Below are 26,130 nucleotides of genomic sequence, written 5' to 3'. Positions count from 1 at the left end.
GTTGTCAATAGTGGACGCCATGAGTTGCAGTCTCACGCCGCCGGCAGCTGACGGGCCCACTGCTGGGCAAATGCCGCCGGGGAGCGATTCCCGAGCCGGGAGTAGCGCCGGTGCCGGTTAGAGAAGATCTCGATGTACTCCGTGATCTCACGCTGGGCCTGCTCTCGCGTGTCGTAGCGCCGGTGGTGCACCAGCTCATTCTTCAGCGTTCCCCAGAAACTCTCCATCGGTGCGTTGTCATAGCCGTGACCCTTCCGACTCATGGACGCAGTCATGCCCAACTGGCGCAATCGACCTTGCTACTTGTGGGCACAGTACTGTGAGCCGCGATCGGAGTGGTGGACGAGTCCCGGTCGCGGACGCTTCGCCCCTACGGCTTTGTCCAAGGCATGGCTCACCAAGTCCGTCGTCATCCGAGCGCCCATCGCATGCCCGACCACCTCACACGTGTACAGATCTTTGATCCCCGCCACATACACCCACCCTTCCCCCGTGGGGATATAGGTGATATCAGTGACCCAGGTCTCATTCGGACGCGTTGCGGTGAACGTTTGAGCCAGGAGATTGTCCGCCACCGGCCATTGATGCGCCGAATCCGTGGTGATTGTGAACCGGCGCATCTGCGCGCAGCGGAGGCCCAGCTTCTTCCGCAGCCGCTTGATGCGTCCAATCCCGGCTGGGAAGCCGTCCTCACGCAATTCCGCCTGGAGGCGCTCCGGCCCCTACGTCTGTCGCGTGCGCATATGGGCGGCTTGGATCGCCACTTCCAGCCGTGCATTCTCCTGGGCGCGTTTCGACGGCCGTCGGTGCTGCCAGGCATAGGAGCCGCTTTGGGACACCTCCAGCACCCGACACCACAGATTCAGCGGATACTGGGGCCGCAGCGTTCTCATGAGCGCGTACCGGGCAGCTGCGCCTGGGCAAAGTACGCGGTGGCTTTTTTTAAGATGTCGCGCTCCATCCGTGCCTCGGTGAGTTCACGCTTCAGCCGAGAGACCTCGGCCTCCAGCTCTGTCACGGGCCGTCGGCCCTCCCCCAGCGTCGCGAGCTGGCCTCGCCGGGCTCGACACACCCAGTTCTCGAGCGTCTTGCCCGACATGGTCAGGCGTCTTGCTGCCTCCGGAATCGTCAACTTCTGTCCCAGGACCAGCTGCACCGCTTGCTCACGGAACTCCTTCCTATATCTCTGTCGCGGTAATTGTTCCATCCCCCACCTCCAGACCTCAGAGCATAGGTTGAAGGCGTCCACTTTTTCGAGCCTAGCACAAACATTCCAGACCCCGTTGTCTCTCGCCGCAGTCCCCCGGGAAACCATCGGCGCTCGCATTGGATCGTTGAACGGCGAACTCATGGTGCGCGTTGATCGATCCCTTGCCGTATTCCTCGGAATCGTCTGACAACGAGAAACCCTGCGGCCTGATTCCTTACATCTGGGCCATAGGAATCGCATCCGTTGAGATCGAGAGTGTTCATGGGAAGGGGCACCATGATGGAGCACAAACCTCAGGCCTGGTACATCATGCTATGGAACCGCTTGCGCAGCCGGCATCGACCCTCTGACGAACGTCTCGCTGCTTCCGCAAATGGTCTGTTCGATAACGACTGCTCATCGCCGGTGCGGTCGAGGAGGTACGGCTTGCCCACTTTTAGCACCTCAGGTAGAGTAAAGAACATGAAAACGGTTGGGTACAGACGTGAGCGACCGATTGTCAGACAGGGCGATGGAACCTTGCTGGCGGAAGGGGCGCGCTTTAGCGAGGTGATCGCACATTTGGCCAAAAGTATGTTTATTCTGAAAGGGGTGTACCGTTTTCGATCGCATACGGACGCGAACAAACAACAGGAAGACTGCTTGGTACAGGGCATAGGACGATTAGCCGCCGAGCGAGCGTGATGGAGGAGTACAGCCGACCCGCCACGCTCGAGGATCTCAAAACCCTCTTACGTTCTCTCAATCAACATCACGTTGACTATTTCCTCATAGGTGGTTATGCGCTGGCGGCCCATGGCTACCAACGGGCAACGACCGATATTGATATTGTGGTTCCGGCTTCTGCCACGGCGGGACAACGGGTCAAAGAGGCGCTGCTGATCCTTCCTGATCAAGCGGCCAAGGAGATCGAACCGGTTTGGTTCGAAGAGGGTGAAAATATTCGAGTCGCCGATGCATTTGTCGTGGACGTCATGCTGAATGCCAACGGCATGACCTATGACACGCTCCGGCCGTATGCCGAAACCATCGCGTTCGAAGGCATTCCGGTGAGCACCATCAATCTGGAAGGACTTCTGCTCACCAAACAAACACGCCGTGAAAAAGACCTGCCGGACCGCCTCATCATCGAGCGTGCACTGGAGGTCATGCGTGCGTCACGGAGCATAACCAAATCCAGATAACTCAGGATGACCTGCGGTTCCTTTCGTTATTGGTGCTCACCCAGATGTTCCACGCGAAAAAACTACGGTGGGACGCAATGAGCAGAGGAGTGGCTGGAGAACAGGAGGGGTGTCTGGAACAATGAGCGGCAAGATCGAATCGGCTCTCCTGCGCCATGCACGGTTCAAGATCCGACCCCAACTTCTCGATGCTATAGTCTTCCAGACCTTTAGCAGTACAGAGCTAAGACCCCCCAGACTTTTTGCTTTTCACGACTTTAACCAATTAATCACAGCAGTTTCGACCAGTACGGACGCGTCATCATGCAAAAATTCATACATGCACAAGACAAACCTTGACTCTATCTGGGACACGAATCGAAAATGACAAATTAAGTCCTTATTGTGGATCCGTCTAAAACATGGTTAGGTGACGATAGATTTCACGTTAGGAGCGGAACATGAGAAAATTGACAGTGTCTCTTATTGGGCTTCTGCTTATAGCCGGATTTGGGGAATCAATGGCACAGACCCCAGCTGCTGGCCTTTCGTCCAAAGGTGACCTGCCTGGTCTGATTACGGTTGAGGGAACCATATTCGTCATAAGGGTATATCGCGGAATTGGTGATAAAGGAATTCAGCTAGATACTCCTGGCGCTGTCATGTCCACTGCCGGCGCAAGGTACAACCTCACATTCTCCCAGCCGAGCCAGTTACAAGAAATTGCTCTTGGGGCACTGTATAGCGTGAAAGGGGTCGTCGGAGATGCACTGCCCCCGAACGAATACGACACGCATCCCGGTTCGTGGTTTAAGGTTCAAGAACTCAGCTTGAAGAAAGCCTACACATCGAACGACCATAGGCTTTTACAGGCAGCTAAAAAGAACGACTATGCGTTGATGAAGGAATTGATTGAGAATGGGGCGGACGTAAATGTTACTGAGCCGACCACCAAATAGTGCGTACTGTATCAGGCCGCCTATCGGACATGTTTCTCTTGAAACAGGTTCTTGATCACCTGGGGTTGTTTCTGTCGCCGATGCAGATAGCTCCGCACGGTCTTGATGAGTTCGGTCCGGTTGGCCGGACGGTGCGTCCCCAGCCCGTTAGTTTTGACGTCCTGGTTCAGGAGTTCATCCGGATTGAGTTCGGGACAGTAGCCAGGCAGAGGGATTAGCCGGAGTCGTCTGGCATGCGGGGCAATGAACCGCGTCACCACCGCGGAGCGATGCACGGGATGCCCGTCCACGATGAGATAGATCCGGCGGCGGACTGACTTCAGCAGCCGTGTGAGGAACTGCACAAAGACCGGCGCACGAAACCGCCCGTGAAACACCATGAAGGCAAGCGCCCCTTTGTTGGTAATCGCCGAGACATGTTACAGCCGAAACGCTGACCGGTTGCCCGGGTTACGGGAGTCTGCCCCAGGGGCGCATAGCTGCGGCCTGTCACGTGATCGCTGCGAAGCCCCATCTCGTCCCCCCAATACATGACGGCATGTTCGCGTTTGGCCTGGCGGGCCAGCGCCGGATACTCCTGTGTCAGCCAGCGCGTGATGGCCGTGTCCTTACGCTCGTAGGCCCGACGCACTGGTTTCTGTGGGCTCATCCCCCAGGCCGTGAGAGAGCGTCCGACCGTCACGAGCGACAGCTCGATGCCGTACTCCCGCCGGATGAGCGCGGCCACGGCGGCCCGCGTCCACAGATAAAACGGGAGCCTCAATTGATCCGGCATTTGCCCCACAATCAGCGCCCGAATGCGTCCGGCCCGCTTCTCGTTCAGCAGCCCCCCACCGACCCGCCGCCCCCGGCGCTTGAGCATCAGGGCCCGCAGCCCTCCCCTTCGGTCAAGCCGCATCCAGTGGCTCACCGCCCGCAGACTGGCACCATAGGTCCGCGCCGCGTCCGTCTGCGTCATCCCACCCCGAACCGCCTGCACGACCTGGCGACGCAACAGCTGCTGTGCTGCTGCCCCCAACTTCCTGGCATCCGGTCTCGTCCGCATGCCAGAAGGTATACTATACTACGCACTATTTAGTGAACTGATCAGTAAGTCTGCCAGATTCGAGACGCCTTTGAATCAGGTGCTTTCATGGCCATACTCATCCACGGACAGTAAGGCCCTGGTAGATCCGTCGGAGATCATTGGACTTCTCATCACGCATGGAGCTGATGTTGATGCTATAGATGAGGGTGCATGGTCTGCCCTCCATGGCGCGGCTTCTCACGGACTCGATCATGTTGCCAAGATTCTCTTACAACACGGTGCAAACGTCCGAGTTCGAAGCGTGTTGGGCAGCACCCCACTCCATATCGCAGCCAAGCGTGGAGCAAAATCGACCAATGTGGCGGTGATGCTTGTGGCTCACGGTGCAGATCTGAATGTCCGTGATGCAGAAGGAAAGACCCCTCTAGAGATAGCAAACACTGCAATGCAAAAGGCTATGCTGAAAGCGCATCCAAGCATACAGTCGAAAGACCAGCCTATGTAAGAAACAAATGGACTGGAGTCTTAGGCAAATTAATGGTGTCAGCAACTGTTATGAAAACAGTTGCTCTGTGGGCCCGTTGTTTTCTCAGGCTCCAGCCGGGGCCATGGGGACTGTATAGCCGAGGTGCGTAAGCCGACACAACAGCTGCTTCCCTCGCCGGGCTTTATCCGACCGATCGAGATAGGTCGCTCCTAGGAGAAGTGGGTCAGCAACTATCTTGAAAATCGGCGGAGTGGGTAAGTCTTGCCTTTTGATATAGGCATGGAGAATCATAGACACCGTCGAGATCCTTCCGCTCCCACTTCGATCGCCCATGTCGGCGAGAAAGCGTCGGGGGACTGCTTCGAGCCATGCAAGGTGTTCTCGATGGGCGGGGCGGCATCTTCGCGGTGGGCATAGACCAGCACATTACTCAGAAGATGGATATTTGGACCACACAAGATTCTTATTACCTTTGTTCCATGCGGGTTTCATTGGCATCGGTGTTGTCTTAATTACTGACTACTGAGTAACGTCAACCATGAGGCCGCTCCATGAAGGTGAGGAGGGCGGCGGAATCGTCGATGTCCACGCCGGAGCGAAGGCCATATCCAGAGACCATGGTGAGTTTTATCGGTTTGCGCGCCGGTTTGGCCGTGCGACGGGCGAGTGTATAGCGCAGAGCATCTTCCATCAGTTTAATCAGAGACTGTCCGGTCTCATGGGCGAAGCGCTTAGCTGATCTGAGGAGTTGGTCAGCGATGCGAATCGTTGTCCGCATATGTCAGACGTATTCGCATAGCATCACTATGTCAACGGAGAATTATTTGATGGCTACCACAGTGCGTGGGGAGCTGTGCCATCCCACGTTGCGGTTGCCTTCGATGTAACGCTGAAGGACATACATTTCTTGGCCGATGATCCCTTGCTTCTTATGAAAGCCGCTGTGCTTGGAGAAATTGTTTGATGTGTCGGAGATCTTCGACGAAGCGGCGATATTCTTCTTCACGCTGCGCTGCTTCCGGATGTCGAAGAATTGCCGATGGGTGGACAGTCACAAAGACGTTCGAAGCGATAGGCGTGCTCCAAGGCCGTCCTCGTAGATCATTCAAACGAACAGGCTTTCCAAAAACCGACTGGGCTGCCGTCACGCCGAGACACACGATGACACATGGTTTCACTACTTGTACTTTTGCTTCAAGCCATGGGCGGCAGGCGGCGATTTCTGAGGCCGACGGTTTCTTGTGCTTGCGGCGCTTGTCTTACGGCTCCCATTTGAAATGTTTCACGGCATTCGTGACGTAGATCTTCTCTCGGGCGATTCCGGCTTCGGCCAAAGCCTTGTCCAAGATTTTGCCGGCCGGTCCGACAAAGGGATGGCCGGCTCGGTCCTCCTGATCGCCCGGCTGTTCGCCGACAAAAACGACGGTGGCATGAGTCGTCCCTTCTCCGAACACGATTTGCGTGACTCGTTGATACAAATCGCAATCGGTACAGGCTGCGGCGGCCTGTTGCAGACTTGGGATGGTCAGTTTGACCGGAAGGAATGGGGCGGCGGATCGGACGTGGCGTCGCATGATTCACCATACACCGGTTCTCGCAGAGGGGCAGCGAGTGATTTCCCTCATCCGCCACGACTTGTTGCCGGGGGTTGAATTCGGCTACAGATTGATCTTGTAGTGCGTGCTTCGGCCGCTGCCGGTAGGGATGAGGATGTTCTCCTCGGCCAGATCTTGTAAATCGCGCGTGGCCGTGGCTATTGGCAATTCTTGTTGCGCGGGATGCGGCAGGTCCGTGGGGAATGGGCGCTGATCTGTACGACCCACAATGTGCGTAAGCTCTGGACCGCCCTCTGTCGGCAACGGCGACGTCCCGGCGAGGGGCAGTGGGCAGAAGCCGGAAGGCGGAGCGGAACGTCGAAGGGTAGTCGAAGATCGTAGGCGCATCCGTCTGTGGGTCCGCGAATACGGGCTCACCTGGAACGATCAGCCGGCGCTCAGGTCAATGTCGGACAGGCTCCTAGATTCTAAATGGGACTTGGAGTTGTTGTTTCGGGGGAGAGAACTGGTCTGGTAGCAAACTCCCTCAAGATACTGAAACAATTATAAAATTCTAATTTCGCTATTCTTTAATAGCCTTGGGTCAATCGAATGTTGTAGGATTAACCTCCATTTTATTTTCATTCCTGAGGTATTTTTTTAAACAGCCATAGGTCTTCATAGCCCCTCCAAAGATGGGTTGTGCTTTTCCAGAGTTATGGGAAAGTGTACCCCTGATGGGGACATGTTCATTGGCCAAAGGGGAGATCTGTGAATGAAAGACTTTTTGCCTTTTCATAGGTCTGATGTTGGGGAGGAAGAGGTGTCAGAAGTGCTGGAAGTTCTCCGCTCTGGTTGGTTGACAACCGGTCCCAAGGTGAGAGAATTTGAGCGTGAATTTGCCGCAATGGTTGGAGCCGAGCACGCGGTTGCGGTTAATTCCTGTACGGCGGCCCTCCATCTTGCCCTTGAAGCGGCTGGTGTGAGGGAAGGGGATGAAGTACTGGTTCCGACGATGACCTTTGCCGCGACGGCTGAGGTCGTCACCTATTTCAAGGCACGACCAGTTCTGATCGATTGCGTGCAAGACACGCTGAATCTGAATACCGATCGTATCCAACAAGCCATCACCGATAAAACGAAAGCGATCATCCCTGTCCACTTTGCCGGGCATCCGTGCGACCTACGACCCATTCAGGCGATCGCGAAGGATCACAGCCTACACGTGATCGAAGATGCGGCGCATGCCTTGCCAGCGCGATATCATGGCAAAATGATCGGCGGGATTTCTGACGCCACTTGTTTTTCGTTCTACGCGACAAAGAATATCACCACTGGTGAAGGCGGAATGGTTACCACTAATAACGCTGAGTGGGCCGCTCGTATGCGGATGATGAGTTTGCACGGTCTCAGCCGGGATGCTTGGAATCGCTACTCTGCGCAAGGTTCGTGGTACTACGAAATCCTCTCGCCTGGTTTTAAGTACAACCTGACTGATATTGCTGCAGCGCTTGGTTTGGCCCAAATGAAGAAGTGTGAGCGGTTTTGGAAAGGGCGTGAACGGTATGCTGCTCTGTATCAGGAAGGTTTCCAAGATCTTCCTGAGGTCATGTGCCCTCCAACTGCTTCTCATGTTCAGCACGCCTGGCATCTGTATGTCATTCAATTGAATTTGGATCGTTTGCGGATCGGTCGCGATGAATTTATTCGTCAACTGCAGCAGGCCGGTGTCGGATGCAGTGTGCATTTCATTCCTCTCCATTTACACCCGTATCATCGGGACAGGGGGGGCTACCGACCTGAAGACTTCCCCATTGCGAGTATGGTGTTCCAACGAATCGTTTCATTGCCGTTGTACTCGAAGATGACGGAGGATGAGGTCAATCGAGTCATTGAGACCGTTCGGGATCTTGTCAAGAGGAACCGACGGTGATGAAACGCACGCTCGATGTCTGCATAGCCGCGCTAGGGCTGGCTCTCATGGCGCCGTTGCTAGCAATGATCTCTGCTTTGATCAAACTGAGCTCACAGGGTCCGGTGATCTTTCGCCAGGTTCGCGTGGGACAGGGATTTCGTCCGTTCTCGATACTAAAATTCCGAACCATGGGTGTGGATGCTCCTGGTATCTGCTTGCCTCTCACAGTGGGACAAGATCCTCGCATTACGAGAATCGGTCGGATTCTACGGAAATTCAAGCTCGATGAATTGCCTCAACTGGTAAATGTTCTTGTAGGCGATATGAGCCTTGTCGGTCCAAGGCCGGAAGTTCCAGGCTATGTTGAACGACTACGTTCTGAGTTTTCGGAGGTGCTCACGGTTCGTCCCGGGATTACAGATCTGGCCTCGTTGAGGTACATTGATGAGGCGGCGCTCCTCGCCTCTTCCCCGAATCCTGAAGAAGAGTATCAGTTCAAAGTTCTTCCCGAAAAGCTCCGGTTGGCGAAATTGTATATTCGCCATATGTCTTTGCGGCTCGATCTTGCGATTATAATGCAAACGTTGGTGCATATTTCTAGGCTTCCGCTTGTGGTCTTCACACTTCCTGAACTAAAAGCAGCCGTCGACTCCCCCCTATCCTCTTCTTGGACTAACCTATCGTCCCTTATTATGAGGTGGCGGAAACCAATTATTGTCGTTCTTGATGTAGTGTTAATAATTCTGGCAAACTACTTCGCATTTGTCCTACGATATGATGGCAGTATTCCCGAAGGTGAAATCCACATCTTCGAGCAAACGGTACTCGCGTTGGTTGCCATTAGAGGAGTGGCGTTTGCCTTGTTTGGCCTGAATGAAGGTTTGTGGAGGTATACGAGCATTTGGGACCTTCAAAATATTATAGGGGGGGTCCTGACAAGTACTGTCATATTTTATGGTTGGGTCCATTGGGCGATGGGGATCTATAGCTACCCGCGTTCTATATTTGCCATAGACGCTATGTTACTCATCGGGTTTCTTGCCGGGATGAGATTGTCCTCCAGGGTCCTTCGCGATAAGTCAGTTTTTCAGAAAAAACGCAAGGTTTTGGTCATCGGCGCTGGAGACTCAGGAGAACGAGTGGTCCGGGAGATGAAAACGCGCCCAGTATTTGGTTGTCAGCCGATCGGATTCGTCGATGATAACGTCGGGCTTCTTAATCAACGTATCCATGGAGTCCGAGTCTTGGGGACAGTGCAAGACCTCCCAAAACTTGTAGAAGGATTCAAGCCTGAAGTAGTTGTGGTTGCGGTACCGAATGTCACCCCTGGGTTTCTTCGAGACCTCGTTATCAAATTGGAGCCGTATAATATTTCCATCAAGACATTGCCTGCCAAAGATGAACTCCTTGCAGACCAAAGTACGGTCAGTCAAATACGTAATGTTTCGATCCCCGACCTTTTGGCGCGAGCGCCCATTGATCTAGACAATGAAGCTACGAGGCAGATGATTAGAGGTAAGTGTGCCCTGATTACTGGTGCCGGCGGGTCGATTGGTTCCGAATTGGCTCGTCAAATTACCTTATTCGAGCCGAGAGTACTATTGCTCTATGAGCGCCATGAGAACAGCCTATACAACATACATAAAGAATTAGATGATCGGAGACTTCCGTTTCCCATTGTCCCGCTGATTGGGGATGTCACTGACGCCCAGCGCCTCTGCGCCGTTCTGGAGCAGTATAAGCCTCAGATCTTGTTTCATGCAGCAGCGCATAAGCATGTCCCTCTTGTGGAGCTGAATCCGATGGAGGCCGTGAAGAACAACTGCATCGGCACGCGCGTCACTGCTGAAGCCGCGAGCCTCCACGGAGTAGAACAATTCGTCCATATCTCGACTGATAAGGCGGTCAACCCATCGAGTGTGATGGGAGCTACTAAGCGAGTGGCTGAACTGATTATTCAGGATATTGCGAGAACGAGTCGCACTCGCTTCCTCTTGGTACGGTTTGGCAATGTTCTTGGCAGCAGTGGCAGTGTGTTGCTGCGTTTCCAGGATCAAATCAGGAACGGTGGGCCCGTGACTGTTACACATCCAGAGATTCAACGATACTTCATGCTTATCCCCGAAGCGGTTCAGTTGGTGCTTCAGGCGGCAACTATTGGCGAGCAGGGCCACATTTATATTCTCGATATGGGGAAGCAAATCAAAGTTCTTGATATCGCTCGGAGTCTCATTCGGCTGTCAGGACTCAATCCAGGGAAGGACATTCCTATTCAATTCGTCGGTCTCCGTCCTGGGGAAAAGCTTTATGAGGAATTAGTCGGGGAGGGAGAGATTGCGGTGCGATCATCCTTGGAGAAAATCTTGCAGATTCGTGCGATAAGCCAGCTCGACTTCGTAGAGTTTCGCGAAAAGCTATTTGCATTGGAGGCGTCAAGCTATCGCGGCGAAGCCGGCGTGTTGCTCGAACGACTCAAGGAAATCGTTCCTATGTTTCAAGCCTGCGTTTCAGATATGGAGTTGTCGACCGTGAAGACTGGTTCGCTGTAAAGCTAGAAGAGGTGTCTGCGATTCTGCTGATGCGTCTTTACAAGGTCTAGTTCCTGTTATGCCTTAGTGATAAGTTGTTCGGAGGGCACGCATGCAATATTCTGAGCCAATCGCCTCAGTAGAACAAACGGGAGTAGACGCAGTGCGCGAGTATGCCATCATCGCCTCGCGTAATAAATGGATCATCGCAGGCGCGATCGCGCTGTCTTTGACGCTGGCTTGGGGTTACCTGCTGATTGCTACTAAGTACTATCAGTCACAGGCCTTGATTGTGGCGGAAGAACGCAAGGGAATCGACGACGTTATCAATAAAGGAGAAAATGCGGATCAACATTTTGAGAAACGTCTCTTTCTGATTCAGAAGCAAATTATCAGCCAGGATTTCTTGGGTGCGATAGCAAAAGAATTAAATCTACCCAGTGATGGAGCGGATGAGCAAGGAGAGTTAATCGGCTGGGGCGAGTTAGCGACTATGACGAGAGTTGAGCGAGCCATGATCGACCCAGCTGGAGGCAAAACTTCACAGAACTTGGTTGACGGCTTCGTGGTTTCCGTTCTACATCCGGATCCGAAAACTGCCATGTCGGTGACGGCACGAATCGCGGACAAATTCATTGAGGTGAGCAACCGGGAGCGTGAGAAGGAGGTCGAAGGCACGGGAGAATTCCTTGATGAAGAGCTGCGTGCATTAAAGCACGAACTGGAAAAAAGGGAAGAGAGTATCAGTCAGTTCAAGAAGTCACACCTTGGTGACCTTCCCCAGCAGGCAGACACCAACCTTCGAGCTTTGGATCGAGCAGAAGCAGAGATCACGGCCACTTCAGAAAGTCTTCAGCGTCACGCAGATAAGCTTGACACACTGCATCAAGCGGTTCAGCTGTACCGTACATCCGGGCAGCAGAGTTTTGGCATCGGGACCACACGCTCGGTAGAACCGGATCCTCTGTTTCGGCATCTGAAGGAACTCCGAGAGAAACTAGTCAAGCTCAGGGCGGAATTTTGGGATGGGTATCCCGAGATCATCCTAACTAAGGAAGAAATTCGGCAAACGGAAGAAGAGTTAACCAATCTGTATGGTCGGGATGCGATTCGGCCGGACAAGACGCCGCTCGATCCGTACCTCCAAGATCTGTTGAAGCAGCAAAACGAGGAACGAACCGAGATAGCTCTTCTCAGACAGCGGCTAGATCAATTGCGCGCCACCAAGCGAGATCTCGAACAGCGCCTCGATAGGTCGCCTTCAGTTGAACAGGAGCTGCTTGTCCTTGAGCGCGACTACAATAATATGAAGACCAATTACGCGATGCTCCTTGATAAACGCCTGCATACGCGGGTCGAGGAAAATATCGAAAAACGGCAGAGAGGCGGAAAGTACCGCATATTGGACCGTCCTTATTTACCGCAGGTGCCAGCCATTCCAAACAGCCCAAGAGTTTTGGTATTAGGGCTCTTGTTCGGATGCGTTTTGGGGGCAGGCCTGTCGGTTGTACGTGAGCGACTCACTCCTCAGTTCCGAGGTCCAGAAGATGTAGAACTGCTTCTTGCAGGCCCTCGGTTATTGGCGGCCATTCCTGATTTTTCGTTACTGTGGCGTACGGCCGCCGATCCAGGGTATTTTCAGAACTCCGCTTTGCCGAGACCTTCGCTGGGCATAACCATCAGATCGCGGTCGGAGGCTGAGCTGAACAAGCAGCCGTTGGCTGAACGACCGAATTTGCACGAGACCGATAGAAGATTTGTTGCGAAGATGTTCCCACGTTCCATGGCTGCTGAGCAGTATCGAGTCGCCGCGGCGAGATTGCAGTTGCTCAACGCGACCGGGGCGCCGATGGTTGTCGCTGTGACGAGTGCCATCAAAGGCGAAGGAAAAACGACAACGGTGATTAATCTTGGCTATACGCTTTCGCGAGACTTTGGAAGGCGGGTACTCTTGATGGATTGTGACTTCGTCTATCCCGAACTAACGGCCTTCCTCGAATCACCGATAAGCCATGGGCTGATTGATTGTCTAAGAAGTGACATTCCGTTGCAGCAGGCCATGTGTTCCTTCACGGATGTTCCATGTTGGATAATGCCGGCTGGCGAATCTGTGGCTAATTCCAACGACCTATTAAGGGCGGGTCAACTCAATCGTGTGTTGGCTCAATTACGAGAGGAATTTGATTATATTCTGCTGAATGCTCCTCCAATTCTACCTGTGGCCACGATGAATGTGCTAGAGAGTCATAGCGATCTCCTCCTCCTTGTGGTGAGAGCGAACCTAACGTCCAAGCAAGCTGTCACACAGGCGATTGGATCGCTGCGTGCGGATAGACCCATTCATGTGGTTCTCAATGGTGTGGCATCAAATTCTCTTCCGAGCTATATGTTGGAGTACGCGGTCAGCGAAAGTCGAGTAGCTGTTTAACACGTGTTTTCAATTGAAGGCGATTAGGCTCTCGTCACGACAATAACAACCCGAAGAGCGCTTGATGCTCAGTGGTTCGTCTCACCACATGTTTTCCGTGTAAGTTTTCCTGAAGAGCGGAACCGAATCTCAAGATTAACAATCAACGTTTCGAGCAAGCGCGAGCGCGGGGCACTGAGTGGTTGACCCCGGCATTTTCAGCAAGGTTCGTTTGCAGGACGTGCGGCTACGCTGTGCAGAACTGAGCTCCTCCCAAATCGATTTTGAGATAGATTCTAGGCAGTCCAAACGGAGGACCGCTATCACTGAAGCACGCGGCTCTGAAGGATGTGAGCACAAAAAGCTCCAAGGCACCGCTGAGCGCCGGGAGGTTGTGGTCTATCTGGTCATGGTGAGTAGCCTTCTGGTTCAGCGAGCAGGCCGGGTAGTAGAACGGGTTCGAGAGAGGTACCATCGTTCTCTCGGCGATTGGGTCCGGTGCGATGCCCCGGTGATCGGCGCATCGAGGGCTCTGAGTGTGCGCCATTCACGGTGGGGTTTCCAGAAATATATGAACTGCTTGCGGAACAGGGGCACCGGTGGGAATCATAACTGGCTGTGGCGGGTTTATCGACGAGCCACCGTCAAGCGGTGTGTAAATGAGTTCAGGCGGTGGTCCTCTCCGGCTGCCGGCTCACCTCATTTCTCTTGTGTCCCGACTTCAGCTTGTTTCCGTCCTTGAATGTCATGCTGTGGCTACAAGCGGCAACAGCTCCGGTGCGTGCAGCGTGCGCCACGGCGGTTCGGGGGATCCCGGAGCGCCTTCTGGATGATCGCATTGGTTTTCCTCCACGCGCTTGTAGGGGCGGGACGCGTCTGGGCGGAGCCGTACTGAAGCGAAGGGGGATTCCAGGATGTTTGTGTGGCCCACAGCTTCGCCAATCCCTTGTGGGAACGAGGAGAACGTGACCTTGCGGTCCTAGTCCCGCAGTAGTGTATCGACGGCGTTCCCTCTCCGTGAGTTGCGTATACTGCTCCTCGCTAAGACAAGTGACGCATGAACTGAAGCAGACTGTGGCTGATCCACCAAGGAGGGATCAACCATGACGTCCCCCGCCTCACGATTTCCTTGAGCACGCATTTGGGGCCTACTGCCCCTCATCGAAGGAGGTGTCCATGGCAGAATCGGAGACGGAACGAGGCCGCTTCTCCTCGCGCAAGAATGTGGAAGCCGTGCTGCGGCTGCTGTGCAGTGAAGCTCTGGATCTGGTCTCCCGCGAATTGGGACTTACGGCAGCCCGGCTCGCCGCATGGCGGGACCAGTTCCTCACCAGCGGCACCGTGAGCCTGAAGAGTCGAACCGACGATGAGCGGGATGCGGAGTTAGCACGGATCAAGACCTTGGTTGGGGATCTCACGATGCGCTTGGAACTGTATGGTGTGGGTGACCCCGGTTGTCAATAGTGGACGCCATGAGTTGCCGCCTCACGCCGCCAGCTGTTGACGAGCCCACTGCTGGGCAAACACCGCGGGCGAGCAATTTCCCAGCCTGGAATGCCGACGCTGACGGTTATAGAAGAGCCTCGATGTACTCCGTGATCTCTCGCCGAGCCTGCTCCCGTGTTTCATACCGCCGGTGGTGCACCAGCTCATTCTTGAGCGTTCCCCAGAAACTCTCCATCGGCGCGTTATCATAGCAGTTGCCCTTCCGACTCATAGACGGGGTCAGGCCGAACTGCCGCAATTGCGCTTGATAGTCCTGGGCACAATATTGAGAGCCGCGATCAGAATGATGAATGAGCCCCGGGGCCGGGCGCTTGGTGTCGAGAGCGTTCCTGAGCGCCCCCTGCACCAAGTCCGTCGTCATCCGCGCCCCCATCGCATGCCCAACCACCTCACATGTATACAGATCTTTGATCCCCGCCAGATACAACCACCCTTCTGCGGTGGGGATATACGTGATGTCGGTGACCCAGGTCTCGTTCGGGCGCGTGGCGACAAACGTTTGGGCCAAGACATTCTCCGCCACCGGCAGCGAGTGCTTTGAATCCGTCGTGGTCGTGAACCAGCGCACCTGTTTGCAACGTAGTCTCAGTTTCTTGCGTAGCCGTTTGATGCGTCCGACCCCAGCGGGGAACCCATCCTCACGCAATTCCGCTTGGAGACGTTCCGGCCCATAGGTCTGCCGGGTGCGCACATGCGCGGCCTGGATCGCCACTTCTAGGCGCGCGTTCTCCTGAGCGCGCTTCGAGGGACGGCGCGTGCGCCAGGCATAGTACCCACTTCGGGACACCTCCAGCACCCGACACAACACACTCAGGGGATACTGGGGCCGCAGCGTCCTCATGAGCGCGTACCGGGCAGCTGCGCCTTGGCAAAGTACGCGGTGGCTTTTTTTAAGATGTCGCGCTCCATCCGCGCCTCGGCCAGGTCGCGCTTCAGCCGAGAGACCTCGGCCTCCAGCTCTGTCACGGGCCGTCGGCTCTCCCCCAGCGTCGCGAGCTGACCGCGCCGGGCTCGACACACCCAGTTCTCGAGCGTCTTGCCCGACATGGCCAGGCGTCTTGCTACCTCTGGAATCGTCAACTTCTGTTCCAGGACCAGCTGCACCGCTTGCTCACGGAACTCCTTCGTATACTGCTGTCGCGGAACTCGTTCCATCTCACACCTCCAGACCTCAGATCATAGGTTGAAGGCGTCCACTTTTTCGAGCCTAGCACAGTGCGGGGTCTGTCAGGAATGGGGCCTGAGTCGGTCGACCTTCTATGCGCAGCAGGGTCGCGGTGCACAGCTGTCCCTCTCGCCCACCAAGCGGAGGCCGAAGACGGCAGACACCGATGAGGTGCTCACGGGCCCTATTCGAGCGGGGATCACCACCGCGCCGTTTCTGGGAGAGAGCCACCGCAAGGCCTGGGTGCGGCTGCGAGCGGAGGGGATTCGCACGTTCCAACCTCCTGTGCTGCGGCTCATGCGGCAGGCCAACCTCTTGGTCCTCCGCTCTCGTTAAGAGTTGTTTCAAGAAGGGGTGATGGTTAAGAGAATGCTCTCTTCAAGCCAGGATCGAGGAACATCCCTACTTGCCCGCAATCGAGATTGTCCTGTCTCTGAGATCCAGCATGTCGTTACAGCCGCCAGTATCTTATCGACGCAGGAATGTGACTTGGATCAAGGATGCTCTTCACGTCGATCACGACGCCTTGCTTCTGATTGCGAAGAGGCTTCAGTAGATCGACGACGCTCATATTGGAAAACTTCTTGTGCGCAACGGCAATAATCAATCCATCAAGGTCTTTCATCTCTTTCCATTCGACGAGATGAATGCCGTACTCTGCCACGGCTTCTTCACTCTCTGCGATGGGATCATGTACGAGTACGTCGATTCCATATTCACGAAGTTCGGAGACGATGTCAGGCACTTTGCTGTTACGGAGATCTGGAACGTTTTCCTTAAACGTCAAGCCGAGCACCCCTACTCTGAGTTCATTAGCAGGTCGTGATAAGTGGCTGAGTAGCTTCATGGTGTGTTCCGCCACAAACTTTCCCATGCCGTTGTTAATGCGCCGGCCAGAAAGAATGACTTGTGGATGATAGCCCACTGATTCCGCCTTTGAAGTCAAATAATAAGGATCCACTCCGATACAATGGCCACCGACAAGACCAGGAGAGAACTTGAGAAAATTCCATTTCGTCCCTGCGGCTTCAAGCACAGATTTGGTATCTATTCCTAGTCGATGAAAAATCAAAGCGAGCTCGTTCATCAGTGCAATATTAAGGTCTCGTTGAGTGTTTTCGATGACCTTCGCTGCTTCTGCGACCCTGATACTTGATGCTCGATGAACACCCGCTTTCACAACTAACGCATATGTGTCCGCTACGATGTTCAGAGATTCAGGGTCCTGCGCCGATACGACCTTGGTAATCTTTTCGAGTGTATGTTCTTTATCCCCGGGATTTATTCGCTCCGGTGAGTAACCTAATTTAAAATCTCCGCCCGCTTTCATTCCAGAAGAACGTTCCAAGATCGGCAGACACACTTCTTCCGTCGCGCCCGGGTAAACAGTCGATTCATAGACCACGATGGTACCTGAAGATAAGTGTCGCCCGATCAGCTCCGAGGCTTTTTCTAAGGCGGTGAGATCCGGCTGTAATGCTTCATTGATGGGAGTCGGAACTGCAACAATAATGAAGTCGGCCGTTTTAAGGTCCGAGGGCTCCGATGAGTATCTTATTTGAGCAGCAGTTAGATCATTTTGTGATACCTCTCCTGTCCGATCGATTCCCTTTCGTAGTTCTTCAATTTTCCTTTTATTGATGTCAAACCCAACGACAGGAGCAATCTTCCCAAATGCCACGGCAATTGGGAGGCCTACGTAGCCCAATCCCACAACGGCAATTGAACGCGATGGTTGCTTATCCATACCACCCCCTGATGAGTAATGAACCAAATGACACTAAACAATGGCAGAAGACGCCTTGGTCGTCAAGGAAAGGCTATGCCTGTCGTAACCTTGACAGAAGAATGACCCATCCAGTAAGGTCCCATCTTAACAACCGGGTGAGGTTCACCCTGAACGCTATGGGGGCAAATCCACCCAAGTTTCTCGCAGATCTCATTCCCTATACTATAGGGAACTTTCATCCTTTGAACGAGATAGGCAGATGAATATTCCTGGGTTTCCCAGCCGACAGGGACTCTACGATCCTCAGCACGAGAAGGACTCTTGTGGGATCGGCTTTGTCGTCAATATCAAAGGGAAGAAATCCCATGACATTGTCCGTAAAGGACTGCAAGTATTGGAGAACCTTACCCATCGAGGCGCGCAAGGCTGTGATCCATGCACGGGAGATGGAGCCGGAATTCTTCTGCAGGTCCCGCACACATTCTTGAAACGAGTCGCGGAGGATGCCGGCGTGTCATTGCCGGAAGTCGGCGAGTACGGGGTGGGGCAGTTGTTTCTGCCGCCCAATGCAGATTCCCGACGGCTGTGCGAGAAGCTGTTCACTGAAGTCATTGGGGAAGAGGGCCTGCGCCTGCTCGGCTGGCGTGATGTGCCGGTCAAAAGCGACACGATCGGCTCGGTAGCGCGAACGACGGAGCCGTTCATGCGGCAGATCTTTGTCGCGCGCGACGCGCTGAATGAGGCGCAATTCGAACGGAAACTCTATGTGATCCGCAGACGGGTTGAGAAGGCCGTGGCAGAGTCGGCCATTCTAGGACGAGAACATTTCTACGTATCCAGCTTGTCGGCCAATACCATCGTCTATAAGGGGCTGCTGTTGCCGCATCAAATGGCGGCCTACTACCAGGACCTCACCGATGAACGGATGGCAAGCGCACTGGCCTTGGTGCACTCACGCTTCAGTACGAACACCTTTCCTACTTGGCCGCGTGCCCATCCCTATCGGTATGTGTGCCATAACGGGGAGATCAATACCCTGAAGGGGAACGTCAATTGGATGAGAGCTCGCCAAGGCCGCCTTCATTCCGAGCTGTTCGGGAAGGACATGGAGAAACTATTCCCGATCGTCTCCGACAATCAAAGCGACTCGGCCTGTCTGGATAATGCCCTCGAATTCCTGCTGCTTGGGGGGCGATCGCTGCCGCATGCCATGATGATGTTGATTCCCGAACCGTGGGTGGCGAATGCCCAGATGGATTTGGATCGCCGGGGCTTCTACCAGTATCACGCGGCGATGATGGAGCCGTGGGACGGACCGGCGGCGGTCTGTTTTACCGACGGCAAGATGATCGGCGCCACCCTGGATCGCAACGGTCTCCGCCCCTGTCGCTATCAGGTCATGGCGGACGGCACGGTCGTCCTGGCATCGGAGGCCGGAGTCTTACCGGTTCCGGCGAAGGAGATCCGCATGAAGGGCCGTCTCATGCCCGGACGCATGTTTTTGGTCGATACGGCGCAGGGCCGGATCATTGACGACGAAGAGATCAAATCCGACATCGTCAAGCGGAAGCCCTATCGCAGTTGGGTGACGCAATACGGTGTCTCGCTCGATGAGCTGCCGGAGCCGTTGAATGTTCCGCAGCCGGATCACCCGACGATCAGGCAGCGGCAGCAAGCCTTCGGCTATACGGTCGAGGAGCTCAAGATGGTCATCACGCCCATGATCGTGAACGGCGAAGAGCCGGTGTCGTCGATGGGCACCGACACACCGTTGGCGGTGTTGTCCGATCGACCGCAGCTCTTGTTCAAGTACTTCAAGCAACTGTTTGCCCAGGTCACGAACCCGCCGATCGATCCGATTCGCGAACAGCTCGTGATGTCGCTCGTCACGAACATCGGTCCGAAGCCGAATTTGATGGATGAGTCGCCCGAATCTTGCCGCCGCATCAAGGTGCAACAGCCGATTTTGACGAACGCCGATCTCCAAAAGATCCGCGGCATCTCCGATCCGAATTTCAAGAGCAAGACGCTCCGCATGTTATTCCGCGTGACTGAAGGAGCGGACGGTCTCGGTGCGGCGGTCGATGAACTCTGTAAGGAGGCGTCACACGCGATCAAGGAGGGGTACAAGTTCTTGATCCTCAGCGATCGCAGGGTCGATGAGGCTTGGGCGCCCATCCCAAGCCTCCTCGGTATTTCGGCCGTGCACCATCATCTGGTGCGGGAATGCACGAGAACCGAAGTCGGGTTAATTCTGGAGACCGGAGAGCCGCGCGATGTCCATCAGTTCGCCTGTTTGATCGGCTACGGCGCCGGGACGATCAATCCGTACCTGGTCTTCGAAACGCTCGTGGACATGGAGCGCGATGGCTATCTGCCGGAAGGGCTCGACGCGCAGACCGCGGAAGGCAAGTTCATCAAGGCCATCAACAAGGGCTTGCTCAAGATCTTTTCCAAGATGGGTATCTCGACCGTGCAGTCCTACTGTGGAGCCCAGATTTTCGAGGCCATCGGGCTGAATCACGAAGTTATCGAGCGCTACTTCACCGGCACGGCGTCGCGCATCGAAGGAGTCGGGATTCGCGATATTGGTGAAGAAACGCTACGCCGACACCTCACTGCTTACGAACCGGCGGCGATCCGCCAACTGGATTTCGGCGGAGAGGTCCACTACCGCATTCAGAGCGAGCACCATAACTGGAATCCGGAAACAATCTATAAACTGCAGCATGCCAGTCGCGCGAACGACGCGAAGACCTACGCCGAATTCGCTCAACTCGTCAACGACGAGAGTCAACGGCGGTCAAACCTGCGCGGCCTGCTCGATTTCAAGTTCGCGCCGCAGTCGATTCCTATCGAAGAAGTGGAGCCAGCGAAAGACATCGTCAAGCGCTTCAACACGGGCGCGATGTCGTTCGGGTCGATCAGCAAGGAAGCGCATGAAACGCTCGCGATTGCCATGAACCGGCTCGGCGGCAAGAGCAACACGGGGGAAGGCGGTGAGGATCCGGAGCGGTTCACACCCTTGCCGAACGGTGATTCGAAGAACAGCTACATCAAGCAGGTGGCCTCGGCCCGATTCGGAGTCACGGCCCATTACCTCATCAACGCGCGGGAGTTGCAGATCAAGATGGCGCAGGGAGCCAAGCCCGGCGAAGGCGGCCAGCTGCCGGGACACAAGGTGGACGAGAACATCGCGCGCTTCCGTTATGCCACGCCCGGCGTACAACTGATTTCGCCGCCGCCGCATCACGACATCTATTCGATCGAGGACTTAGCCCAGCTCATCTTCGACTTGAAGAATTCCAATCCGGATGCCGGTGTCTCCGTGAAACTGGTGGCGGAGGTCGGCGTCGGCACGGTCGCAGCCGGTGTCGCCAAGGCCCATGCGGACAAGGTGCTCATCAGCGGCGATTCGGGTGGCACGGGCGCGTCCCCATTGGCATCGATCAAGTACGCCGGGATCCCGTGGGAGCTGGGTCTGGCGGAAACTCATCAAACGCTGGTTCTCAACGACCTACGCGGCCGCATCCGAGTCGAGACCGATGGCCAGATGAAGACCGGCCGCGACGTCGTCATCGCCACCTTGCTTGGGGCAGAGGAATATGGATTCGCGACAGCGCCGCTGATCGTCGAAGGCTGCATCATGATGCGCAAGTGTCATCTGAACACCTGCCCCGTCGGTATTGCGACGCAGGATCCGGAATTACGCAAGAAGTTCGACGGCAAACCGGAATACATCGTGAACTATCTCTTCTTCGTGGCCGAAGAAGCACGGCAGCTGATGGCAAGGCTAGGTTTCCGGACGATCAACGAGATGGTCGGCCGTGTCGACAAGCTCAAGACCACGAAAGCCGTTGACCACTGGAAAGCGAAGGGGTTGAATCTCACGCCACTGCTGACGGCTCCTGATGTCCCGGCGGATGTGCCGCGCTATTGTGTGCAGAAGCAGGACCATGGTCTCGCCGACATCCTCGACAACAAGCTCGTCGAACTCTGCAAGGCTGCGATCGAGAAGGGTGAGAAGGTCAGGCTCGAGCTCCCGATCAGGAACATCAACCGCACGACCGGCACGGTGCTCTCGAGCAAGATCGTGAAGACGTACGGGCCGGACGGGTTGCCGGAAGACACGGTTTCAATTAGGTTCGCCGGCTCGGCCGGTCAATCGTTCGGAGCCTTCCTTGCGAAAGGTATCACGCTGACATTGGAAGGCGAGTCCAATGATTACATCGGCAAGGGATTGTCCGGCGGCAAGATCATTGTCTTCCCGCCGAAGAACATTCTTTATCATCCTGAAGAGACGATTTTGATCGGCAATACGTCACTCTATGGAGCAACGCAAGGCGAGGCCTATTTCTACGGAATGGCGGGTGAACGGTTTGCCGTGCGGAACAGCGGGGCGCATGCCGTCGTCGAAGGGACGGGCGATCACGGTTGTGAGTACATGACCGGTGGCGTAGTCGTGGTGCTCGGCAGGACCGGGCGTAACTTCGCGGCCGGCATGTCCGGGGGAGTGGCGTTCGTGCTGGACGACCTTGGGACGTTCCAGAGCCGCTGCAACACCGGGATGGTCGAGTTGGAAGCGGTGACGACGGCCGAAGATAAGCGGCTCCTGCATGATCTGATCGCAAAGCACTTCATGTACACGGGTAGCCGAAAGGCCAAGCAAGTCCTCGATACATTCGAGGCCATCTTGCCGAAGTTTGTGAAGGTGATGCCGGTGGATTACAAGCGAGTCTTGGAAGAACGGAAGCGCAAGGCGAGCGCGGTGCATTGAATAAGTGCTAAGCAAGAAAGTGCTGAGATCCTGATTTTCACTCAGCACTCAACTCTCAGCACTCAGGACTGAAGAAATGGGTGATCCAAAGGGTTTCATGAAATATACCCGAGAGGGCCCGAAGCGCAAGCCGATCGAGCTGCGTGTGCTCGATTGGAAGGAGATGTACGAACCGATCTCCGAGGAGAAACTGAAAACCCAGGGCGCGCGCTGCATGGATTGCGGGGTGCCGTTTTGCCAAGGCAACACCGGCTGTCCCGTGATCAATCTGATCCCGGAGTGGAACGATCTGGTCTATCGCGGGCGATGGAAGGATGCCCTCAAAGCGCTTCATACGACGAACAATTTCCCCGAGTTCACCGGTCGGCTCTGTCCAGCGCCCTGCGAGGGAGCCTGCGTGCTCGGCATCAATGAAGATCCGGTTGCAATCCGCATCATTGAATGGAACATCGTCGATCGCGGGTTCAACGACGGACTCGTCACGCCGATTCTGCCGGTCGTGAAAACCGGGAAATCGGTGGCGATTGTCGGTTCCGGTCCGGCTGGACTCGCTGCCGCGCAGCAGCTGGCTCGGTCCGGCCACGACGTGACGCTCTTCGAAAAAGCCGATCGGATCGGCGGGTTACTCCGTTACGGCATTCCCGACTTCAAGATGGAGAAGTGGGTCATCGACAGACGGCTGGAACAGCTGAAGGTCGAAGGGGTGAAGTTTCAAACAGGCGTCACGGTGGGCAAAGACATCACCGGCGAACAGCTGCGCAAACAGTTCGATGCTGTCGGACTGACCCTCGGTGCTGAGCAGGCCCGCGAGTTGGCGATCCCGGGGCGCGAGCTGAAGGGTGTGCATCCGGCCATGGTGTATCTCACCCAGCAGAATAAGCGGACGGCGGGCATTCCTCTCAGCGACGAGCCGATTACAGCGAAGGGTAAACGAGTGGTCATCATCGGTGGAGGTGATACCGGGTCCGACTGCCTCGGCACCGCGCACCGTCAAGGCTGTGTCGAAGCGCATCAATTTGAATTGCTGCCGGAACCGCCGACGCAGCGGGCCGAATCGACCCCTTGGCCGCTCTGGCCGATGCAACTGCGCACATCGCACGCTCACGAGGAGGGCTGCGACCGGCAATGGAGTGTGTCCACGACGAAGTTTACCGGCCACAATGGCCACGTCACAAAATTACATGCAAACCGTGTCAAGTTCGAAAGTGGAAAGTTTGTATCGATGCCGGGGACCGAATTCGAGATGAACGTTGATCTCGTGCTGCTGGCCATGGGGTTCACCGGTCCGGTCAAGAACGGCCTGCTCGACGATCTGGGTGTGAAGTATGACGCGCGCGGGGCGGTATCAGTGGACGAGAGCTTCATGACCAACCTCGACGGCGTTTTCGCCGGCGGCGACACCAAACGCGGCGCGTCACTCATCGTCTGGGCCATCGCCGAAGGCCGCAAAATGGCGGCGGGGATCGATCAGTATCTGCAAGCCGGCAAGTCGGCGAAGACATCGGTGAAATGACAAAGAAAGAAGCGCAGGCCTATCGCAATCGCTGGCGTGCCGTTAATCAAATTATCGCGGACGAGTTGCGGCATACTCCACTGGAGATAAAATTCAAGAAAATGGATGCTGCCTACCGGATCGCCGCTGGATTGGGCCTTCTTCCTCGGATGAAAGCACTCAAGCAGGAGTCTGAACAAGAGGTCAGACGTCGGTGGCTACAACTAAAGACCACGACCTTGTAAATCCGTCCTCCTTCGCTTCCCTTGCTCCTGCCATTCGCTCTCTCTGCACTCTTTTCAAAACGTCTGATGTCCCCGGCATAATTATCGGAGGGGTCGCTGCTAGTATCCACGGACAAGCAAGGGCAACGGAAGACGTTGATGTTGCGGTCTTGCTGGATGAACGGCATCTGAACCGCTTCGTCAAGTTAGCGGCAGTGGAAGGCTTGTATCCACGAATATCGGACGCGATTGCATTCGCGCGGCGGAACGCCGTCCTTCTTCTCGAGCATTCTGAAAGCGGTGTCAGCGTCGACATCGCGCTCGGACGATTACCGTTCGAACGATATGCGATTGAGCATGCGATAGGCGTCAAGATTGATGATCTTGTCGTTCCCGTGGTTGCCCCGGAAGACCTGATTGTCATGAAGGCTGTTGCGCACCGCCCTCAGGACCTTCAGGATATCCGCGTGATCGTGACTTCTAATCCGAAGCTGGATGTCAGGCGAATTCGCAGAGAGGTTCGTGGAATGGCTGGTGCTCTCGATATGCCAGAGCTTTGGACCGATATTGCGGGGCTCATTCAAGGATCAAGATCTCACTCAAAGAAGCATAGGCCAAAATCAGGAAAAGGTCGGCTAAAGAAGAAATAAATCAGGGATGTTCGAATTGTGTGGGTGAGTGCCGACAAACCGATGGACTTGGCAGACGTTGAGGAGCTGGAGGCAATCCACAGGCGAAAGGGAGATCGCTGACATGGCGAACAAATGTGAGGGGGCTTCAGGGGAGATACAAGCGGAGCATTGGGACGCTAGTGATCAGAGCCTGCTTTCGGCAACGCTGGTGGCGACGCCAGCGCAACGGCTCGCTTGGCCAGAGGAGGCACTGCAATTGGCCTACGCCACTGGGGCCTTGAAGCCGAGACGGATGATGACCAAGGAAGAATAGGACGCGATGGGATCGTCGAATCGGTGATCTCCGGACCATCGCCGAAAAAAGAAAGATAATCACAGTGAGTGAGCCGTATCGACAATCTGGTCGCTCCTCCAAGAGTGGCCGCTGAAAGCAACCGCTAACTGTTCTTGAATCGCTCAATCCCTTAACGTACGAAAACCGTGTGTTTCGGCGAAGACACTAAGTACGTAGTTTATACGGAACCAGAGAGCACATGGTCAGACAGTTTGGGACGTAAGCACGACATGAGCGAGCCCACGTTACAGGCTCAAGTCGACGCGGCGAACGCTTATGAAGCGCTGTTCGTGCCGGCACTCTTCGGGCAGTGGGCCCCGAAAGTCGCGGATGCCGCGCAAATCCAGTTTGGTCAACGAGTACTCGACGTTGCATGCGGTACCGGAATTCTTGCGCGTGAAGCCGCCTCGCGGGTGAGATCAACCGGGCATGTCGTGGGGATTGACTCGAGTCCTGGAATGGTTTCAGTTGCCAGACAGCTCGCACCAACGATCGAGTGGCGAGAGGGAATGGCAGAATCACTACCGTTCCCAGACCGGTCTTTCGACGCTGTTGTGAGTCAGTTCGGCCTCATGTTCTTTGCGGATCGCCGCCGGGCCCTTCGCGAGATGCTTCGCGTCCTGGCGCCAGGAGGACGGTTGGCTGTGGCGATCTGGGACTCGCTCGACAACATACCGGCGTATGCGTCTGAGGTAGCGCTACTGGAACAAATGGCCGGTCGGCAAGCGGCCGATGCCCTGCTCGCACCATTCGTGCTCGGCAATCGGAAAACTCTCGCCAAGTTATTTTCGGAGGTCGAGGTAACCTCAGCCAAAATTATGACTCATCAAGGGACTGCTCAGTTCCCCAGCATTCAGACCATGGTCGAAGCCGATCTGAGGGGCTGGTTGCCGGTCATGGGAGTACTGCTAACCGAGGACCAGATCAGCCGCATAGTAGAGGCAGCTGAGCAGGCTCTCAGTCCCTACGCTACTGCGGATGGACGAGTGGCGTTCCCATTGTCGGCCCATCTCGTGACCGCGAGGAAAACTTAGCACTCG

At 55.4% G+C, this 26,130-nt stretch carries 21 protein-coding genes and 3 pseudogenes; 14 read left to right on the top strand and 10 right to left on the bottom strand.

Annotation, left to right across the window (positions count from 1 at the left end; genetic code table 11):
• Positions 1-32 precede the first annotated feature (32 nt).
• Positions 33-1,207 (bottom strand): annotated as a pseudogene (locus P0120_05475) (IS3 family transposase).
• Between the two features lie 465 nt (positions 1,208-1,672).
• Between P0120_05475 and P0120_05470 the strand changes: the two are divergent.
• The 3 genes from P0120_05470 to P0120_05460 all read left to right on the top strand — a co-directional run bounded on the left by P0120_05470 (position 1,673) and on the right by P0120_05460 (position 3,332).
• Positions 1,673-1,894 carry a hypothetical protein gene (locus P0120_05470; GenBank protein ID MDF0673777.1) on the top strand — a complete coding sequence of 74 codons (222 nt, stop codon included), beginning with the start codon at positions 1,673-1,675 and terminating at the stop codon, positions 1,892-1,894.
• Entirely contained in the window at positions 1,891-2,394 is a 504-nt protein-coding gene (locus P0120_05465) for a hypothetical protein (protein ID MDF0673776.1), read from the top strand. Before P0120_05470 ends, P0120_05465 begins: the two co-directional genes overlap by 4 nt.
• A gap of 440 nt (positions 2,395-2,834) precedes the next feature.
• Complete coding sequence (locus P0120_05460; protein MDF0673775.1) at positions 2,835-3,332, top strand: hypothetical protein; 498 nt, start codon at positions 2,835-2,837, stop codon at positions 3,330-3,332.
• Positions 3,333-3,352: 20 nt separating this feature from the next.
• Here the strand turns inward: P0120_05460 and P0120_05455 are convergent, their stop codons facing one another.
• The 7 genes and pseudogenes from P0120_05455 to P0120_05425 all read right to left on the bottom strand — a co-directional run bounded on the left by P0120_05455 (position 3,353) and on the right by P0120_05425 (position 6,705).
• Positions 3,353-3,712: a transposase gene (locus P0120_05455; GenBank protein MDF0673774.1), complete on the bottom strand. Its 360-nt coding sequence runs from the start codon at positions 3,710-3,712 to the stop codon at positions 3,353-3,355.
• Complete coding sequence (locus P0120_05450; GenBank protein MDF0673773.1) at positions 3,652-4,377, bottom strand: winged helix-turn-helix domain-containing protein; 726 nt, start codon at positions 4,375-4,377, stop codon at positions 3,652-3,654. Before P0120_05450 ends, P0120_05455 begins: the two co-directional genes overlap by 61 nt.
• A gap of 571 nt (positions 4,378-4,948) precedes the next feature.
• Complete coding sequence (locus P0120_05445) at positions 4,949-5,143, bottom strand: hypothetical protein (protein MDF0673772.1); 195 nt, start codon at positions 5,141-5,143, stop codon at positions 4,949-4,951.
• A gap of 235 nt (positions 5,144-5,378) precedes the next feature.
• The gene (locus P0120_05440) at positions 5,379-5,624 is read right to left on the bottom strand and encodes a CopG family transcriptional regulator (protein ID MDF0673771.1); all 246 of its coding nucleotides are present in this window, start codon (positions 5,622-5,624) and stop codon (positions 5,379-5,381) included.
• Positions 5,625-5,666: 42 nt separating this feature from the next.
• Entirely contained in the window at positions 5,667-5,852 is a 186-nt protein-coding gene (locus P0120_05435) for a hypothetical protein (protein ID MDF0673770.1), read from the bottom strand.
• A pseudogene (locus P0120_05430) lies at positions 5,776-6,420 on the bottom strand (UdgX family uracil-DNA binding protein). Before P0120_05430 ends, P0120_05435 begins: the two are co-directional and overlap by 77 nt.
• A gap of 84 nt (positions 6,421-6,504) precedes the next feature.
• Entirely contained in the window at positions 6,505-6,705 is a 201-nt protein-coding gene (locus P0120_05425) for a hypothetical protein (protein MDF0673769.1), read from the bottom strand.
• Positions 6,706-7,156: 451 nt separating this feature from the next.
• On the opposite strand from P0120_05425, the gene P0120_05420 reads away from it, so the two are divergent.
• From P0120_05420 to P0120_05405, 4 genes are all read left to right on the top strand, one after another.
• Entirely contained in the window at positions 7,157-8,314 is a 1,158-nt protein-coding gene (locus P0120_05420; GenBank protein ID MDF0673768.1) for a DegT/DnrJ/EryC1/StrS family aminotransferase, read from the top strand.
• The gene (locus tag P0120_05415; protein MDF0673767.1) at positions 8,314-10,845 is read left to right on the top strand and encodes a polysaccharide biosynthesis protein; all 2,532 of its coding nucleotides are present in this window, start codon (positions 8,314-8,316) and stop codon (positions 10,843-10,845) included. Before P0120_05420 ends, P0120_05415 begins: the two co-directional genes overlap by 1 nt.
• Positions 10,846-10,936: 91 nt before the next feature.
• Complete coding sequence (locus P0120_05410; protein ID MDF0673766.1) at positions 10,937-13,252, top strand: AAA family ATPase; 2,316 nt, start codon at positions 10,937-10,939, stop codon at positions 13,250-13,252.
• Positions 13,253-14,407: 1,155 nt separating this feature from the next.
• On the top strand, positions 14,408-14,695 hold the full coding sequence (locus tag P0120_05405) for a hypothetical protein (protein MDF0673765.1): 288 nt from the start codon (positions 14,408-14,410) through the stop codon (positions 14,693-14,695).
• 21 nt (positions 14,696-14,716) lie between these two features.
• On the opposite strand, the pseudogene P0120_05400 reads toward P0120_05405, so the two are convergent.
• Positions 14,717-15,892 (bottom strand): annotated as a pseudogene (locus tag P0120_05400) (IS3 family transposase).
• A gap of 28 nt (positions 15,893-15,920) precedes the next feature.
• On the opposite strand from P0120_05400, the gene P0120_05395 reads away from it, so the two are divergent.
• Positions 15,921-16,238: a hypothetical protein gene (locus P0120_05395; protein MDF0673764.1), complete on the top strand. Its 318-nt coding sequence runs from the start codon at positions 15,921-15,923 to the stop codon at positions 16,236-16,238.
• A gap of 115 nt (positions 16,239-16,353) precedes the next feature.
• Here the strand turns inward: P0120_05395 and P0120_05390 are convergent, their stop codons facing one another.
• A complete protein-coding gene (locus P0120_05390; GenBank protein ID MDF0673763.1) occupies positions 16,354-17,649 on the bottom strand; it encodes a nucleotide sugar dehydrogenase in 1,296 nt (431 codons plus the stop codon).
• Positions 17,650-17,890: 241 nt separating this feature from the next.
• Here P0120_05390 and gltB point away from each other — a divergent pair, with 241 nt between their 5' ends.
• From gltB to P0120_05360, 6 genes are all read left to right on the top strand, one after another.
• Positions 17,891-22,408 carry a glutamate synthase large subunit gene (gltB, locus tag P0120_05385; protein MDF0673762.1) on the top strand — a complete coding sequence of 1,506 codons (4,518 nt, stop codon included), beginning with the start codon at positions 17,891-17,893 and terminating at the stop codon, positions 22,406-22,408.
• Positions 22,409-22,484: 76 nt separating this feature from the next.
• A complete protein-coding gene (locus tag P0120_05380) occupies positions 22,485-23,921 on the top strand; it encodes a glutamate synthase subunit beta (GenBank protein MDF0673761.1) in 1,437 nt (478 codons plus the stop codon).
• Positions 23,918-24,145, top strand: coding sequence for a hypothetical protein (locus tag P0120_05375; GenBank protein MDF0673760.1), 228 nt, complete (start codon positions 23,918-23,920; stop codon positions 24,143-24,145). The genes P0120_05380 and P0120_05375 overlap by 4 nt, the downstream gene beginning before the upstream one ends.
• Positions 24,115-24,774, top strand: coding sequence for a nucleotidyl transferase AbiEii/AbiGii toxin family protein (locus tag P0120_05370; protein ID MDF0673759.1), 660 nt, complete (start codon positions 24,115-24,117; stop codon positions 24,772-24,774). The genes P0120_05375 and P0120_05370 overlap by 31 nt, the downstream gene beginning before the upstream one ends.
• Before the next feature lie 103 nt (positions 24,775-24,877).
• The gene (locus tag P0120_05365) at positions 24,878-25,069 is read left to right on the top strand and encodes a hypothetical protein (GenBank protein ID MDF0673758.1); all 192 of its coding nucleotides are present in this window, start codon (positions 24,878-24,880) and stop codon (positions 25,067-25,069) included.
• A 251-nt stretch (positions 25,070-25,320) separates the two neighbouring features.
• Positions 25,321-26,124, top strand: a complete 804-nt coding sequence (locus tag P0120_05360; GenBank protein MDF0673757.1) for a methyltransferase domain-containing protein — start codon at positions 25,321-25,323, stop codon at positions 26,122-26,124.
• The last annotated feature ends 6 nt before the right edge of the window (positions 26,125-26,130 follow it).

Source organism: Nitrospira sp. (assembly GCA_029194675.1).
In the GTDB taxonomy this organism is placed as follows: Bacteria; Nitrospirota; Nitrospiria; order Nitrospirales; family Nitrospiraceae; genus Nitrospira_D.
This window is presented reverse-complemented; position numbering and strand designations above follow the sequence as displayed.